This is a genomic window from Microbacterium sp. NPDC055442 (assembly GCF_053644215.1).
The window spans coordinates 272,084-288,653 of sequence record NZ_JBSHLF010000005.1 but is presented as its reverse complement, the minus strand read 5'-3'; the positions used below and the strand labels follow the sequence as shown (position 1 = coordinate 288,653).

At 68.1% G+C, this 16,570-nt stretch carries 15 protein-coding genes; 6 read left to right on the top strand and 9 right to left on the bottom strand.

The features are described 5' to 3' along the window. The first annotated feature begins 73 nt into the window (after positions 1-73). From ACWIBS_RS13400 to ACWIBS_RS13390, 3 genes are all read left to right on the top strand, one after another. On the top strand, positions 74-2,587 hold the full coding sequence (locus ACWIBS_RS13400; RefSeq protein ID WP_376129252.1) for a peptidase M6: 2,514 nt from the start codon (positions 74-76) through the stop codon (positions 2,585-2,587). Positions 2,588-2,660: 73 nt separating this feature from the next. Continuing rightward, on the top strand, positions 2,661-3,086 hold the full coding sequence (locus ACWIBS_RS13395) for a hypothetical protein (RefSeq protein ID WP_376129254.1): 426 nt from the start codon (positions 2,661-2,663) through the stop codon (positions 3,084-3,086). Continuing rightward, entirely contained in the window at positions 3,083-3,646 is a 564-nt protein-coding gene (locus ACWIBS_RS13390) for a TlpA family protein disulfide reductase (protein WP_376129256.1), read from the top strand. The genes ACWIBS_RS13395 and ACWIBS_RS13390 overlap by 4 nt, the downstream gene beginning before the upstream one ends. A gap of 25 nt (positions 3,647-3,671) precedes the next feature. Here ACWIBS_RS13390 and ACWIBS_RS13385 read toward each other — a convergent pair whose 3' ends face one another. The 9 genes from ACWIBS_RS13385 to guaB form a co-directional block, all read right to left on the bottom strand. Further along, on the bottom strand, positions 3,672-4,343 hold the full coding sequence (locus ACWIBS_RS13385; RefSeq protein ID WP_376129258.1) for a GntR family transcriptional regulator: 672 nt from the start codon (positions 4,341-4,343) through the stop codon (positions 3,672-3,674). Positions 4,344-4,472: 129 nt separating this feature from the next. Next, positions 4,473-6,056, bottom strand: a complete 1,584-nt coding sequence (guaA, locus tag ACWIBS_RS13380) for a glutamine-hydrolyzing GMP synthase (RefSeq protein WP_376129260.1) — start codon at positions 6,054-6,056, stop codon at positions 4,473-4,475. After that, entirely contained in the window at positions 6,053-6,577 is a 525-nt protein-coding gene (locus ACWIBS_RS13375; RefSeq protein WP_376129262.1) for a DUF3817 domain-containing protein, read from the bottom strand. The genes guaA and ACWIBS_RS13375 overlap by 4 nt, the downstream gene beginning before the upstream one ends. Positions 6,578-6,587: 10 nt before the next feature. Beyond that, on the bottom strand, positions 6,588-7,586 hold the full coding sequence (locus ACWIBS_RS13370) for an SURF1 family protein (RefSeq protein ID WP_376129264.1): 999 nt from the start codon (positions 7,584-7,586) through the stop codon (positions 6,588-6,590). Further along, positions 7,583-8,701, bottom strand: coding sequence for a GuaB3 family IMP dehydrogenase-related protein (locus ACWIBS_RS13365; RefSeq protein ID WP_376129285.1), 1,119 nt, complete (start codon positions 8,699-8,701; stop codon positions 7,583-7,585). The genes ACWIBS_RS13370 and ACWIBS_RS13365 overlap by 4 nt, the downstream gene beginning before the upstream one ends. 47 nt (positions 8,702-8,748) lie before the next feature. Further along, positions 8,749-9,027, bottom strand: coding sequence for a DUF2277 domain-containing protein (locus ACWIBS_RS13360; RefSeq protein ID WP_376129266.1), 279 nt, complete (start codon positions 9,025-9,027; stop codon positions 8,749-8,751). Positions 9,028-9,067: 40 nt separating this feature from the next. Then, positions 9,068-9,685 (bottom strand): TMEM175 family protein, encoded by a 618-nt coding sequence (locus ACWIBS_RS13355; protein WP_376129268.1) that lies wholly within the window; start codon positions 9,683-9,685, stop codon positions 9,068-9,070. A gap of 515 nt (positions 9,686-10,200) precedes the next feature. After that, positions 10,201-11,049 (bottom strand): endonuclease domain-containing protein, encoded by an 849-nt coding sequence (locus tag ACWIBS_RS13350; protein ID WP_376129269.1) that lies wholly within the window; start codon positions 11,047-11,049, stop codon positions 10,201-10,203. A gap of 398 nt (positions 11,050-11,447) precedes the next feature. Continuing rightward, the gene (gene guaB / locus ACWIBS_RS13345) at positions 11,448-12,950 is read right to left on the bottom strand and encodes an IMP dehydrogenase (RefSeq protein ID WP_376129270.1); all 1,503 of its coding nucleotides are present in this window, start codon (positions 12,948-12,950) and stop codon (positions 11,448-11,450) included. A gap of 359 nt (positions 12,951-13,309) precedes the next feature. Here guaB and ACWIBS_RS13340 point away from each other — a divergent pair, with 359 nt between their 5' ends. Genes ACWIBS_RS13340 through ACWIBS_RS13330 form a run of 3 tightly spaced genes read left to right on the top strand, consistent with a single transcriptional unit; the run spans position 13,310 to position 16,568 of the window. Further along, positions 13,310-14,593, top strand: a complete 1,284-nt coding sequence (locus ACWIBS_RS13340; RefSeq protein ID WP_376129272.1) for a branched-chain amino acid ABC transporter permease — start codon at positions 13,310-13,312, stop codon at positions 14,591-14,593. A 9-nt stretch (positions 14,594-14,602) separates the two neighbouring features. Beyond that, positions 14,603-15,580 carry a branched-chain amino acid ABC transporter permease gene (locus tag ACWIBS_RS13335; RefSeq protein WP_376129274.1) on the top strand — a complete coding sequence of 326 codons (978 nt, stop codon included), beginning with the start codon at positions 14,603-14,605 and terminating at the stop codon, positions 15,578-15,580. Then, on the top strand, positions 15,570-16,568 hold the full coding sequence (locus ACWIBS_RS13330) for an ABC transporter ATP-binding protein (RefSeq protein WP_376129276.1): 999 nt from the start codon (positions 15,570-15,572) through the stop codon (positions 16,566-16,568). Before ACWIBS_RS13335 ends, ACWIBS_RS13330 begins: the two co-directional genes overlap by 11 nt. Positions 16,569-16,570: the final 2 nt, after the last annotated feature.

Below are 16,570 nucleotides of genomic sequence, written 5' to 3'. Positions count from 1 at the left end.
ACACATTGCTTGGCGCCAACCGTGTATCCCCTCCCCTGTGGCGCCCACGCTTCAATGAAGAGGAAGGTACGCAATGACGCAGCACCCGCCCGCACCGCGGCGCAAGGGTCGTCAATGGTCGATCGTGGCAGTGTCCGGATTGCTCATCGCAGGCCTCGCGGTCACCGACACGGCGGTCATGGCCGCCGAGCGGCCGACCGACGACGCTTTCGCCGTCGAGCCGATCGACGCCCAGAACTGGCAGAACCAGTACGACATGACGTGGGATGACTGGAAGGACATCCCCGACACCAACTGGAACGATCCCGACGTCCCGCCGTCGCAGGGCGGTCTGAGCGTCGCGCTCATCGCGGTCGACTTCCCCGACCAGCCGTTCGTCATCACTCAGCCCAAGGGTTCGGATCTGTTCGGCAACCCCCAGATCGATCCGATCCCGCGTGATGACGTGCCCGCGTTCTACCGCGACCAGTACATGATCCCGAGTGAGACCAACGCGGGCCGCACGATCCACGAGTACTGGATGGAGCAGAGCCGCGGTACGTACGGCATCGACTTCATGGACGCCTACGGGCCCTACGAGATGCCGCGCAACCTCTTCGAGTACGGCCTCAACGAGTGGGGCCAGGGCACGGCGTGCCCCGAGGGCGAGACCTGCGACGGCCGCATGGACAACGACGTCGTGACCGCCTGGCAGGCGGGCATGGCAGCCGAAGCCGGCGTCACGCCGGCGCAGTGGTGCGCCGCGAAGACCGCCGAGCTCGGCGGCAACGCGCGCAACTGCGGCTACGACGTGATCCTGCGCACCTACGCCGGCTACGACGAGACCTCGATCTGGCAGGAGTTCGGCCAGATGATGTTCCCGACGAAGGAATCGATCCCCGACGAGTGGGGCCCGCCCGCCGAATTCAACAAGGACGGCAAGCTCGACAACTGGGCACCGACCCGTTACGTCGAGTGGACCTCATGGCGCGCGGCCGCCCAGCAGTGGGGCCTGTCCTCGATCCGCCAGGCGGAGAGCTCGGGCACGATCACGCACGAGATCGGGCACTTCTTCTTCCAGGTCGGCGATAACAACAACAACCCGTTCTCGCACCTGCAGAACCCGCCCACACCGCTTCACCGTGTCGGCTCGGCACCGTGGGACATGATGGACCGCGGCTCGTTCAACGGCCCCGGCGGACACCACATGCGATGGGTCGTCCCGGCGAACCAGGGCGGCTGGAGCCCCTCCGGTCTCATGGTCCGCAACAAGCGCCACATGGGCCTGCTCCCCGAGGAGAACCTGGTGCGCGTCCAGCGCGACTCGCTGGACGACACCGGCCTGATCCTCGACACCGTGACCGCCCGCGCGGTCGATCCCGGCGCCGACGGCACCTCGGGAATCTGGGTGGAATGGCCCCACGCCGACGACAAGACCCCGGCATGCGACGTGAACACCGACCCGCTGTGCGACGGCGGCTCGTGGGACAACTACACGCTCGAGGTCATCGACCGGATGGGCTTCGACTCGTTCAACCCCGACAACGGCGTGCTGCTGGCCAAGAACAAGTGGGGCAACGCGCAGGACCCTGAGGGCGGCGGCCACCTCGGTTACCGCAACGGCGAGGACTCCCTCTGCGGCTACAACTGCCTCAACTGGGTCATCGACGCCAACCCGCAGGACATCGAGATGGTCGACTACTACCAGCCGACCGAGCCGGGCAAGTGGGCCACCGGCGGCGAGCCGGTCATGGCGACCATCGCCGATCACCGCCAGCTCAACGACGCCCTGTTCAAGGCGGGCGAGAACTCCGGATCGCAGAAGGAATGGGTCGACGAGGCCAACGGGCTGCACTTCTACGTCGTCGACACCCAGCGCGACGCGGACGGAGTCCTCAGCTACACCCTCGCCGTGCGCTCCCTCGCCGGTGCCGGACCCCACGCCCGAGGAGTGAGCACGACCGACGTCGCCCCGAAGCTGTTCGAGCAGCACAAGGCCGCCACGTGCACCTTCCCGGTGACCAACACCGGCAGCACGGCGGCGATCGACGCGGCGCTGCACCCCAGCGACGTCTCGACGAAGGTCGACGGCGACGTCTACCGCCTGTCCGCGACAGCGAACGGTGAAGGATGGAACGCCGAACTGGCCAACACCCTCGCCGCCGCCCGCACGGGACAGTTCACCTCGGTGCCCGTCTACGTCTACCCCACCGGTGACGCAGCCGACTCCACCGTCGTGACACTGACCGCGACGAGCGAGTCCGACCCGTCCAAGACCGCCACCGCCGAATGCACCGTCGACACGGCCCTGCTCGAGAGCGACCCCGAGGTCGCCCTCGACGCGCAGGTCACCGCACGCTGCCTCGCCGGCAAGGTCTACACCTCGGTCACCGTCCGCAACGAGGACACCGTCCCCGCCGACATCGCCATCACCAGCGACCACGGCGGCAAGACGTTCACCTCGGTGCAGCCCGGTGCATCCGCATCCGTGTCGATCAACACCCGCACAGCGACACTCGCCGCGGGCGACGTCGACATCAGCGGCACCGCCGACGGACGAGCAGACCACCGCTCGACCGCCACCCACCCCGCACACACCTGCGGATAAAGCAGCGCACGTGGTGGCCCGTGATCGCATCGGTCACGGGCCACCACCCGTCCGCGCCACACCAGGAGCACCCGTGAGCAGAGTTCCCCTCGCCTTCGCCGCGACGCTGGTCGTCGTGGCGGTGGCACTGTCGGGATGCACCACCCCGGCGGATTCCGTCGAGACGGCCCGCCTCGTTCTCAGAGACGGCGAGAAGCGGGTCGCCGGCGAGCCGTGCAACGGCTCGGGACCGTACCGGGACATCCACGCGACGGCCTCGTTCGTCGTCCGCGACGCCGACGGCGACGTGCTCGCCGAAGGCGCCCTTCCCCAGGGCGTCGCCACCAAGATGATCGACATCGACTTCGATGGGATCGCCGAGCCGACAGCGTGCACGTTCACGCTCGATGCCGCCATCCCCGACGGCCTCGGCACGGTCTACCTCGATGCCGGCGAGCGAACGGAGGTCGTCATGATGCCGAACCAGGATGACGACGTGTGGGAGGCTATCCTCCCGTGAGACGTCTCTTCGCCCCCCTGATCCTCGTCGGCGCGCTCACCCTGAGCGCCTGCTCGCCGGCTCCCCCGCCGGGATCGACCCTGCCGGGTCCGGTTCCCGAAGGCGTCGAGTACCACCCGATCGATACGGATGCGTTCCCTCAGGCTCCCGACGCGCAGTTCGAGCTGCTCGACGGGACGGTCCTCTCCCTGTCGGATCTGTGGAGCGATCGTCCCGTGCTGCTGGCCTTCACCGAGAGCTGGTGCGAACTCTGCATCGACGCGCAGGCCGAGCTCAACTCGGTCGTGGAGAAGTACGGCGACGCCGTGACCGTCATCTCGGTCGCCGAGCGCAGCGATGTCGAGCAGATGACGACGTTCGCGCGAGACAACGACGTCGCTCACCTCATCGCGCGGGACCCGTCCAGCGCCGCGTGGAAGTCCTACGCCGTCGCCGAGCCGCCGTTCCTCGTCGTGATCGGCGCCGAAGGCACCCTGCTGCGCGGCTGGCGGGGCGTTGTGGAAGACCTCGACGGCGCGGTCGAGGAGATCCTCGTGAAGAGCGTTCCCCCGACCGGCTGACGACCGCGGAATGCGGCCGTTCGGCCTATTCGGGTTGCCCGGACCACCAGCCGAGGGTGTGGTGGATGTGCCGTCGCATGAGCTGGCGCGCACCCTTCGCGTCGCCCGCCTCGAGCAGCGTCAGCAATTCGAAGTGCTCGGCCGCCGACTCGTCGAGTTGGCGTGACTCCAACAGCGTGGACAGACCGACCAGGCGTGTACGCGACCGCAGTTCGGCGATCGTTTCGACGAGCAGGTCGTTTCCGAGGATGGCCGTCAGCTCCAGGTGGAATGCACGGTCGGCTTCGAGATACGCGCGCAGGTCTCCCGCGGCGGCGCCGGCGACGATCCCCTCGGCGAGCTGGACGAACTCGGGCTTGCGCTCGGCGGGGAAACGACGCGCAAGCTCCTCCATGGCGGGAGGCTCGAGCAGCTGGCGCACCTCGACGATCTGACGCAGCCCGTCCTGGCTGACCTCGGTCACGCGAAAGCCCTTGTTCTTGATGGCTTCGACGAACCCGCGGCGCTCCAGTTCGAGCATCGCTTCACGGACGGGAGTAGCCGAGACGTCGAACTGCGCGGCGAGGGTGGGCACGGACACGAGCGTCCCCTCGGCGAGCTCGCCCGACACGATGACCGAGGCGAGCGCGCGTTCGACGGATTCCCGGATGCTGCGCGGTGTCTCCAGTGGCGTGATCACGAACTCGGGTGCCGGCATCGGTCTCCTCATATGCTGCAGACGGCAAGCCACATGACCGTCGGTGGCGTCAAGTTTCGCACGTCGCGCGTGAGCGGAACGAGAATCCGTGGAGGCGCAGGCTATCGGTGGCCACGCTCCGCGACGCGCTCACTCCCACTCGATGGTGCCCGGGGGCTTGGAGGTGACGTCGAGGACGACGCGGTTGACGTCGCGCACCTCGTTCGTGATCCGGTTCGAGATACGGGAGAGCACGTCGTAGGGCAGACGCGTCCAGTCCGCCGTCATGGCGTCTTCGGACGAGACCGGGCGCAGGACGATGGGGTGGCCGTACGTCCGACCGTCGCCTTGCACGCCGACCGAGCGCACGTCGGCGAGGAGGACGACGGGGCACTGCCAGATCTCGCCGTCGAGCCCCGCGTTCGTGAGCTCTTCGCGGGCGATCGCGTCGGCCTCGCGCAGGATCTCGAGCCGGTCGGCGGTGACCTCGCCGACGATGCGGATCCCGAGCCCCGGACCGGGGAACGGCTGGCGGCCGACGATCGCTTCGGGCAGTCCGAGTTCGCGGCCGATCGCGCGCACTTCGTCTTTGAACAGGGTGCGCAGCGGCTCGACGAGCTCGAACTGCAGGTCTTCCGGCAGACCGCCGACGTTGTGATGGCTCTTGATGTTGGCCGTGCCGCTGCCGCCGCCGGACTCGACGACGTCGGGATAGAGGGTGCCCTGCACGAGGAAGCGCATGGGCTCGCCTTCGGCGGCGGCTTCGGCGATGAGATCGGCCTGCACCTTCTCGAACGAGCGGATGAACTCGCGGCCGATGATCTTCCGCTTCTGCTCGGGATCGCTCACACCGGCGAGCGCCGACAGGAACTGCTCGCGCGCGTCGACGGTGACCAGGCGCACGCCCGTCGATGCGACGTAGTCGTTCTCGACCTGTTCGCGCTCGCCCTTGCGCAGCAGCCCGTGGTCGACGAAGACCGCGACGAGCTGGTCGCCCACGGCCTCGTGCACGAGCGCCGTCGAGACGGCGGAGTCCACGCCGCCCGACAGCGCCGACAGCACGCGGCCCGCGCCCACCTGCGCGCGGATCCGCTCGACCTGCTCGGCGATGACGTTGCCGCTGTTCCAGTCGGCGGGCAGACCCGCCGCTCGGTGCAGGAAGTTCTCGATGACCCGCTGCCCGTGGTCGGAGTGCTTGACCTCGGGGTGCCACTGCACGCCGTAGAGTCGCTTTTCGTCGTTGCCGAACGCGGCGACGGGGGTCACGGCCGTCGAGGCGAGCACGTCGAAGCCCTCGGGCGCGCGCGAGACCTGGTCGCCGTGGCTCATCCAGACGTTCTGCTGCGCGGGCTGGTCGGCCAGCAGCACCCCGCCGTCGTTCGCGATCGCAGCATCCGTCGCACCGTACTCGCGCAGGCCCGTGTTCGCGACCTCGCCGCCGAGGGCCTTGGCCATGACCTGGAAGCCGTAGCAGATGCCGAGCGTCGGCACGCCGAGCTGGAACACGTCGGTGTCCAGCGCGGGGGCGCCGTCGGCGTACACCGACGACGGTCCACCCGAGAGGATGATGCCCACGGGGTTCTTCGCCGCGATCTCGGCGGCGGTCGCGGTGTGCGGCACGATCTCGCTGTAGACGCCCGCTTCGCGCACGCGGCGGGCGATCAGCTGCGCGTACTGCGCCCCGAAGTCGACGACCAGAACGGGTCGCTGCGAGGTCTCGGTCTGCTCGGTCAACGTGAGCCTTCCGTTGCGGGGGTGGTGAGGGGGGATGACTCGGCGGCTTCACGCGCCGCGAGGTACTGGCGCACTTCGCGGGACACGCGTGCCTCCATGAAGAACGACAGCAGGGGCACGACGCCGCCGAGCGCGAGGACGATGAAGCGCAGGAAGGGCCAGCGCATGAGGCTCCAGATGCGGAAGCACGAGAAGAGGTACACGACGTAGAACCAGCCGTGCACGACGAGGATCGCGAGCGAGACGTTGAAGCCGTCGCCGACCGAGGTCATCTCGCAGTCGTTCGTCATCGGCAGGAACAGCGACCACCACTCGCAGCCGGGGCCGACGATGACGGGCGCGAGCCACAGGAAGCCACCGGATCCGCCCACGAACAGCTCGAGGTGCAGCGGCGTGTACTTGAGGATCATCTCGGCCAGCAGCAGCAACAGGCCGATGCCGGTGATGACCGAGCAGATCTCGTAGAACTTCAGGGCTCCGCGGATCGCCGGGAAACTGGCGAGTTTGGGGGGGCGGGGCATGGCGTCCAGTTTACCCGGGCTGCGCAGGGCTTCTTTCCCCCTCGGATGCCGCATCCTCGAGGTCTTCGAGCTCCTTCTGCCACGCGTCCTTCGCGAGGCGATACCAGAGGTAGAACGCGAAGCCGGCGAAGATGGCCCACTCGGCGGCGTAGAAGATGTTCAGCCAGTTGACCGGCGAGCGCTCGGTCGGCGGCGGCGAATCGATGTCGACCAGACCCGCGGGGGCATCGGGTGAGGCGATGTACGCGCGGTAGACGTCGAGCCCCTCGGTGTCGTGCCAGCGACTCAGCAGCGCCGGCGTGGCCATGCGGGTCATCGTGAACGGGTCGGCTTGGCTGCGCGAAGAGGCGGGCCCCTCGTCGGAGATGAGACGCCCCTGGACGCTCACCGTCGCGCCGACGGCGGCATCGGCGTCGAGTTGTGCGGCCACCGTCTGCGCCTGCTCGAGTGTGGGCGCCCAGCCCACGGCGACAGCGATCGAGGTCGGCTCGAGGATGCCGGCGATGCGCAGCTGGCCGGTCACCCAGAAGCCTTCTTCGCCGCCGTTGAAGCGCGATGCGACGATCAGGAAGTCCCCGGGGACCCACGTGCCCTCGACCTCGACGCGCTGTCCGACGAGCGGCTCGGGAACGTACTCCCCCGGTCCGGCGACGTCGGCGAGCGGTCGCTGCACTTCGGTCGCACCCGGCGGCGGCGGATCGGTGTCGATCGCGTTGGAGAGCTGCCACTGACCGAGCCAGGCGAAGACGCCGGCCACGACGAGGCACAGCAGCAGCATGCCGATCCACTGCGGCCGCAGCATGACCTCACGCAGCGTCGGAGGAAAGACCTCCGGAATGTCCGACTCCAGCCCCGCCCCGGCCCCTGAGCCCACACCGGTCCCTGAGCTCGCCGAAGGGTCGCTCCCCGCGCTCGTACCCTCGGCCCCTGACCCGACCCCGGTCCCTGAGCTCGCCGAAGGGTCGGTCCCTGAGCTCGCCGAAGGGTCGCTCCCCGCCGGACTCATCATCCGCCCGTGTAGGGCGCGACGACGACCTCGACGCGCTGGAACTCCTTCAAGTCGGAGTACCCCGTCGTCGCCATCGACTTGCGCAGCGCGCCGATGAGGTTGGCGGTGCCGTCGGCGACGGGAGCGGGCCCGTAGAGGACCTCTTCGAGGCTCGCGACCTGGTCGACCCGCACGCGGCGACCGCGCGGGAGCTTCGAGTGGTGCGCCTCGGGGCCCCAGTGGTAGCCGCGCCCCGGTGCATCCGTCGCGCGCGCGAGCGCGACACCGAGCATGACGGCGTCGGCGCCCATCGCGAGCGCCTTGACGATGTCGCCGGACGTGCCGACCCCACCGTCGGCGATGACGTGCACGTAGCGCCCGCCCGACTCGTCGAGGTAGTCGCGGCGAGCGCCGGCCACATCAGCCACGGCCGTCGCCATGGGCGCGTGCAGTCCGAGCGTCGCGCGCGTCGTCGAGGCCGCTCCGCCGCCGAAGCCGACGAGCACACCCGCGGCGCCCGTGCGCATGAGGTGCAGGGCAGCGGTGTAGGTGGCCGCACCGCCGACGATGACGGGCACGTCGAGGTCGTAGATGAACTTCTTCAGGTTGAGCGGTTCGTCGACGCTCGAGACGTGTTCGGCAGAGACGGTCGTGCCGCGGATGACGAAGAGGTCGACGCCGGCCGCGACGACGGTCTCATAGAGATCCTGCGTGCGCTGCGGCGTGAGGGAGCCGGCCACGGTGACGCCGGCCTCGCGGATCTCGGCGAGGCGATCGCGCACCAGCTCGGGCTTGATGGGCTCGTCGTAGAGCTCTTGCATGCGCCGCGTCGCGGCGGCCTTCTCGAGCCCCGCGATCTCGGCGAGCAGCGGCTCCGGGTCGTCGTAGCGCGTCCACAGGCCCTCGAGGTCGAGCACGCCGAGTCCGCCGAGCTGACCGAGCATGATCGCCGTCTGCGGACTGACGACCGAATCCATCGGCGCCCCCAGCACGGGGATGTCGAAGCTGAAGGCGTCGATCGTCCACGCCGTCGAGACGTCTTCGGGGTTGCGCGTGCGACGCGAAGGGACGACCGCGATGTCGTCGAACGAATACGCGCGGCGCGCGCGCTTGGCCCGACCGAGTTCGATGTCCATGCTCACGCCCCCAGCCTACCCGCCGGGATCGACACTGCCGCGGGCGTTCAGGCTGCCGAGTAGCGGCCCGAGCTCTCGGCCCGCGCGCGCGCCTTCGCGGCCTCTTCTTCGCGGTTCTTCGGCGGCGCCGACGTCACGAGCTCGTCGAGCAGGTGCTGCGTCGCATGCTCGATCGCGTGCACGGCCCGATCGAAGGCGTCCTGATTGGCCCGCGACGGCTTCGTCGTCCCGGCGATCTTGCGCACGTACTGGAGCGCCGCTGCGTGCACTTCGTCTTCGCTCGCGGCCGGCTCGAAATTGTGGAGAGTGTGGATGCTGCGGCACATGCCGCCGACGATACGCCGGGGCGCGGCATCCGTCACCCCCTCATCTGCCGCGCAGCACCCTGGTCAGGGGAGCATCCAGCAGGAACAGCAGGAAGGCGATCGAGCCGATGAGGGGAGAGGCGACGGCGACCGCTGCGCCGAGCACGAGGGCGCTCAGCGCACCGCGGCCGTAGGCGCGGGCCTCGCCGTCGGTCAGGTCGGGCAGCATGACATCGCGGTGACGCACCGCCCAGACCCACTGGAGCCAGCCGAACAGGATCGCGAGGAAGAACGTCACCGGCATCGCGATGCGCGCCGGGAGGTAGCCCGAGTACTCGGTCGTGAGGTTGGTCGCGAACGGCACGAGCACGATGAACAGCAGTCGCGCGTTGTTGAGCCAGACGAGCATCCCGTCGACACGCGCGATGTGCTCGAACTGCCGCACGTGCGTCATCCACAGCAGGCAGAGCAGCACGAAGCTGAGGGCGAAGTTGAGGAACAGCTCGCCCATGCCGCCCAGCGCCGCCCACATCTCGGCGTCGGAGCCGACGGTCCCCAGGGAGTGCGTCGTGAGATCCAGCACGAGCAGGGTTGCCGCGATCGCGAAGACGCCGTCGGTGAACGCCTCGAGACGCGTCGTGGACTGCGTGGCCGCCGGGTGCCGCCGCTGCCGGATCATGCGCTCAGGGTAGCGCCACGCACCCGCGCGCGTCAGCGCTCACGTCATGCGTCTGCGTGTGAGACCACGGCGGGGGCGTCCTGCGTCTGCGTGCCCGGCGCGAGCGCCGTCCTGCGTCTGCCCCGGGACCCGGGCGCCGTCCTGTGTCTACCCGGAGACCCCGGCGCGACCGCCGTTGCCCGTCTGCCCCCGGGACCGCGCGAGCGCACTTGCCCCGAGACCGGGCGCGAGCGCCGTCCTGCGTCTGCCCCCGGCGCGAACGCCGTCCTGCGCGTCTATCCCGAGACCCCGGCGCGACCGCCGTTGCCCCGAGACCCGGCGCGAGCGCCGTCCTCCGTCTGCCCCCGGCGCGGGGGCGCCCTGCCCCGAGACCCTGGCGCGAGCGCTCTTGCCCCGAGACCCCGGCCCGAGGTTCGGAGTCTCGCGCCGACTTCGGACCGCTGCGCACCCGGCATCCGAGGTCGGCGCTCATCTCCGAATCCGGCGCTGATCTCCGAAGTCCGCAAGGCGGAGTGTCACGCCGCGAGGTGAAGACCAGCCGCGACAGCGCGCCGGATCGTTCGCTCGACGAGCCGCCGATCGTGGACCACCTGTGCGTAGCTGAATCGAAGCACGGTGTACCCGCGCAGGCGCAGTTCCGCATCGTGGGCGATGTCGCTGGTGCGTTGGGCCGACGATGAGTGGTGAGCGTAGCCGTCGACCTGCACCACCAGGCGATCACCGACAAGCAGGTCGACCCGATGCCCAGCGATCAAGATCTGCTGACGCACCTCAAGGCCCCAACTGCGCAAGGACATGGCGAGGAGGGTCTCGAGACCGGAATCGGACAGCCCGGTCACGCTCTGGGCGCATTCGGATGCCGCGCGCGACGGCCATCGAATCTGTCGAAGCCCTTCGGCCGACAACCCTTCGACTCGGATCGCCGATTCCCACAGCACGAGCGCCTGGTCGCGGGGCAAGCAGGTCGCGATGTGCGCGAGTGCGTCTTCGGGTGACTCGCACAGACTTCGGGATGCCACGGGGGCAATGGACTTCGTCCAGTGGAGGACCCCGTTCCACTTCTTGCCGAGGCGCACCGGTCCGGCTTTCGGAGCCAATCGCAGGTGCACCCGCTCGTCGATGCCTACTGGGAGCCACCACTTCTGCCTGCGCGCGAAGGATACGCACGCGAGGCGGCCGCCGGCGCGTGCCGCCGTGAGAAGGTCGGGCGGCGCGGAACTCAGAGCCAGCCACGCCCGGCGGATCACGGTGACGCCGTCGCTCCGCATCTCGGCACGCAACGCCGCGACCGAATACCCGGCGCGCAGTATGTCTTCGCGGTGGACGATCCCGCCCTGCTGAGCGATCCAGTCAGTGAGCTGCATCGCGTCAGCGTCGCAGCATCCCGATCATGCGCGCAGAGGCGCGCGCCCATCTGTGTGCAACCGGTGCGGCTCGCAACTTGGGGAGGGTCCGCACGCCAACCTCGGCATGCGCGCGAATCTCGGAGATGCGCGCGAACCTCGGAGATGCGCGCCAACCTAGGAGATGCGCACGAACCTCGGACCCCTGTGGGTAAAAGCTCCGAAGTACGCGCCGCCCTCCGCGCTTCGCGGTACCCAACGCCGTCTGGGGAGGGTCAGGCGGCACGCCAACCTCGGAGATGCGCGCCAACCTAGGAGATGCGCACGAACCTCGGACCCCTGTGGCGAAAGGCTCCGAAGTACGCGCCGCCCTCCGAACCTCGCGCAGCGGCGTCCGTCGCGAGACGAACGCCGCCGAGTCACTTCTTGTAGTTGGGCGCCTCTACGACGATCTGCACGTCGTGCGGGTGGGACTCCTTGAGTCCCGCCGCCGTGATCCGGACGAACTTGCCCTTGGACTTGAGCTCATCGATCGTGCGTGCGCCGACGTAGAACATCGACTGACGCAGGCCTCCGATGAGCTGGTACGCGACGGCCGACACCGGTCCGCGGTAGGCGACCTGTCCCTCGATGCCCTCGGGGATGAGCTTGTCGTCGCTGGGGACGTCGGCCTGGAAGTACCGGTCCTTCGAGTACGAGGTCTTCTTGCCGCGCGTCTGCAGCGCTCCGAGCGAACCCATGCCGCGATAGAGCTTGAACTGCTTGCCGCCCTGGAAGACGATCTCGCCGGGCGACTCGTCGGTGCCCGCGAGGAGCGAGCCGAGCATGACCGTGTCGGCGCCGGCGACGAGGGCCTTCGCGATGTCGCCGGAGTACTGCAACCCACCGTCGGCGATGACCGGCACGCCCGCCTCGCGCGCCGCGAGGAACGCCTCGTAGATGGCGGTCACCTGCGGCACGCCGACGCCCGCGACGACGCGTGTCGTGCAGATCGACCCCGGCCCGACGCCCACCTTCACCGCGTCCACGCCCGCGTCGATGAGCGCCTGCGCGCCCTCGCGCGTCGCGACGTTGCCGCCGATGACGTCGACGTGATCGAAGGATGCGTCCGCCTTGAGCCGCTTGACGATGTCGATGACGCCGGCCGACTGGCCGTTGGCGGTGTCGACGACGAGCACGTCGACACCCGCGTCACGCAGCGCCTCGGCGCGCTGCCACGCGTCGCCGAAGAAGCCGATCGCCGCTCCGACGCGCAGTCGCCCGTGCTCGTCCTTCGTGGCGAGCGGGTACTTCTCGCTCTTGTCGAAGTCCTTGATCGTGATGAGGCCCGCGAGCTTGCCGTCGTCGTCGATGAGCGGCAGCTTCTCGACGCGGTGATGCGCGAAGAGGGCGATGACGTCGTTCGCACCGATGCCGACTTTGCCCGTCACGAGCCCTTCACGGGTCATGACGTCCTTCACGAGCGTCGTCTGACGTTCGAAGCCCGAGACGAACCGCATGTCGCGGTTGGTGATGATGCCGAGCAGGCGTCCTTCGTCATCGATGACGGGCAGCCCCGAGATGCGGTACTGCGCGCACAGCGCGTCGACCTCTTCGATGGTCGCGTCGGCGGTCGTCGTGATCGGGTCGGTGATCATGCCCGATTCGCTGCGCTTGACCCGGTCGACCATCGAGGCCTGCTCGTCGATGGACATGTTGCGATGGATGATGCCGAGCCCGCCCTCGCGCGCGATCGCGATCGCCATCCGTGACTCGGTCACGGTGTCCATGGCACTGGAGAGCAGCGGTGTCGCGACGGTGATGCGGCGGGTCACCCGCGAAGACGTGTCGGCTTCGCTGGGGATGACGTCGGTGTGACCGGGCAGCAGCAGGACGTCGTCGTAGGTCAGTCCGACGAAGCCGAAGGGGTCGTTGTGCTCCATGGGGTCTCCTGCGCGGTGCAGGTCCTGCACGGCGCGTGTTGCTCGGGGGTGAACGGCGACGGCCGGTGCACACGCGGAACCTGCCGTACCGAGTCTAAGTCTCGGGCTCGCGGGTTTGTTCCGCGCAGTGCGGCACTTGAGCAACCCTCCCGTGTTCCGATTCGATCACGTCCAAAAATGCGTTGTGTACGAATCGCCGACGACGCAATAAGGTCGAACCGTCGTTCATCACGGCCGATTGCGACCCGAGCCTTCGGTGTCCGTGGTGCCGTACGGGAGGTTCTGTGGGTTCTACGACTGTGGCCGCGACAAGATCGCGGCGATGGCTATTGGCAGTTATCGCGGCGACGTTCGCCGCCATGCTGCTCGTTTTCAACACGCCGCAAGGCGCCTGGGCTGATACGGGTGATCCACCCGAGGAGCAAGAGGTAACCGACTACTACTTCGGTGGAATCATCACGTTCGAAGGCGAACCGGTTCCCGATGTGACCATGACGATCGAAGGAAACGGGTTCGACGCCGAAACCGTGACCGACGCCGAAGGCAAGTGGCGTCTCTACGTTCCAGAGAAGGAATCGTACGTTCTCACGGTCGACGAGTCCTCGCTGCCCGACGGTGTCATCGTCGACCCGGCGCAGCTGGGCGAGGGCATCGCTCTGAAGGACGGATCTTCGGGTTCGTTCGACGTGGAATTCGGACTCACGGGGTCGAAGATCATCAACCTCTTCCTCGGTGAGGGTGAGCGGGTCACGACATCCTTCCTGGATCAGTTCGTCGAGCGCGTCATCAACGGACTGAACTTCGGTCTGCTGCTCGCACTCGCGGCGATCGGTGTGTCGCTCATCTTCGGAACGACAGGGCTGACGAACTTCGCGCACGCCGAACTGGTCACCTTCGGTGCCGTCATCGCGGTCGCGCTGGGCGTCGGATTCCAGATCCCGATGTGGCTGACGATCCCCATCACGATCATCGTGGGCGGGTTGTTCGGCTACGCCTTGGATGCGGGGCTGTGGAAACCGCTGCGCCGAAAAGGGATCGGGCTCGTACCGCTGATGATCGTCAGCATCGGCCTGTCGCTCGCGGTGCGCTACGTCTACCAGTTCTTCATGGGCGGGTCGACGTCGCAGCTGCCGGGCGCAGGATCGGCGAAGATCCAGATCCTCGGCCCGATCGCGCTGTCGCCCGTCGCCATGATGTCGATGGGGATCAGCATCGTCGTGCTCGTGCTGGTGGCCTTCTGGCTGCTGCGCACCCGCGTCGGCAAGGCCACGCGCGCCATTTCGGACAACCCCGGCCTGGCCGCGGCATCCGGAATCAACGTCGACCGCGTCATCCGGATCGTCTGGATCCTGTCGGCGGCCCTCGCGGCCCTCGGCGGAATCCTCTGGGGCTACTTCCGCCCCGGCGTGCGGTGGGACATGGGCGTGCACATCCTGCTGCTCATCTTCGCCGCCGTGACACTCGGCGGGCTGGGAACGGCGTTCGGCGCGCTCATCGGTGCGATCATCGTCGGTCTGCTCGTGGAGGTCTCGACCCTCTGGCTGCCGTCCGACCTGAAGTATGTGGGTGCGCTCGTCGTGCTCATCTTGATTCTGCTGGTCAGGCCACAGGGCATCCTGGGCCGTAAAGAGAGACTCGGATAGGAGGCGACCATGGACTGGGGAGGAATTCTCAATAACACCGCGGGTTGGCTGTTCAGCCCGACGACGATCGCCTACGCACTCGCTGCGACGGGCCTCGCTGTTCACTTCGGCTATGCCGGCCTGCTGAACTTCGGTATGGCGGGCTTCATGGCGATCGGCGCGTACAGCTACGCGATCTCGATCCTGACGTTCGGACTCCCGTGGTGGGTCGGCATCCTGATCGGAATGGTGGCGGCGACCGTGTTCGCCTTCATCCTGGGTATCCCGACGCTGCGACTGCGAGCCGACTATCTCGCCATCGTGACGATCGCGGCAGCCGAGATCGTACGACTGCTGTTCACGACGACGGCGTTCGACGCGGTCACCAACTCGGCCGACGGCCTCGGCGGATACCACGCGGGCTTCCGCGCGGCGAACCCGTTCCCGCCCGGGACGTACGGCTTCGGACCGTGGACCTACACGGCTGACGCCTTGTGGGTGCGCGTGTTCGGCGTCATCCTGCTGGCGATCGCGGTCTTCATCGTGTGGGCCGTCATGCGCAGCCCGTGGGGACGCGTCCTCAAGGGCATCCGTGAAGACGAAGACGCCGTGCGCTCGCTCGGCAAGAACGTCTTCGCCTACAAGATGCAGGCACTCGTGCTCGGTGGCATCTTCGGTGCTCTCGGCGGCGTGGTCTTCGCGCTTCCGTCGGCGGTCGTTCCTGCCACCTACACGACGAGCCTGACGTTCTTCATCTGGACGATCCTGCTGCTCGGCGGCGCAGCGACGGTCTTCGGACCGGCTCTGGGCGCCGTCATCTTCTGGGTGATCATGGCGTTCCTCGATGGGGTCCTTCCGGCGCTCGCGTCGATCGGGATCCTGCCGATCTCGCCGATCCAGGCCGGCACACTGCGCTTCGTCCTCGTGGGCATCGCGCTGATGCTGCTCGTTATATTCCGCCCGCAGGGCATCCTCGGCAACAAGAGGGAGCTGACCTTTGTCAAATAACATCACTCCCGAGGGCGGTGTCGCCCCCACAACGGGCAACATCCGTCGCCCCAAGGCGACCGGGCTCGCGAAGGGCGAGGCCGTTCCCGGCGTCGCCAAAACCGACCCGATCCTCGTCATCGACAACGTGACCCGCCGCTTCGGCGGTCTCACGGCCGTCGACGTGCAGCACCTGGAGGTTCCGCGCAACGCCATCACGGCGCTCATCGGCCCCAACGGTGCCGGCAAGACGACGCTGTTCAACCTGCTGTGCGGGTTCGACAAGCCCAACTCGGGCTCGTGGAGCTTCGACGGGACTCAGCTGGCCGGTGTGCCGTCCTTCAAGGTCGCGCGCATGGGTCAGGTGCGAACCTTCCAGCTCACCAAGGCGCTCTCGCTGCTGACGGTGCTCGAGAACATGAAGCTCGGCGCCTCGAAGCAGAAGGGCGAGCGCTTCTGGACGAGCATGATCCCGGCGATCTGGCGCAAGCAGGAGACCGAGATCGAAGAGAAGGCGCGCGGTCTGCTCAAGCGCTTCAAGCTCGACGCGAAGTCCTCGGACTACGCGGCGTCGCTGTCAGGCGGTCAGCGCAAGCTGCTCGAAATGGCACGGGCGCTCATGAACGACCCGACGCTCGTCATGCTCGACGAGCCGATGGCCGGTGTGAACCCCGCGCTGACCGAGTCGCTGCTCGAGCACATCCTCGACCTGAAGGAGCTCGGAATGACCGTGCTCTTCGTCGAGCACGACATGCACATGGTGCGGCACATCGCCGACTGGGTCGTCGTCATGGCCGAAGGCCGTGTCGTGGCCGAGGGGCCGCCGGACACCGTGATGCAGGATCAGGCGGTCATCGACGCGTACCTCGGCGCCCACCAGGATGTCGACCTCGGCATCGTGACCGGACGCATCGAAGGTGAGCTGAACACCTCCGCGATCGAGATGCTCGAGGACATCGAGCAGGCCGAGGCCGAGTCGATCGCCGAAGCCGAGGAGGAGAACAAGTGACC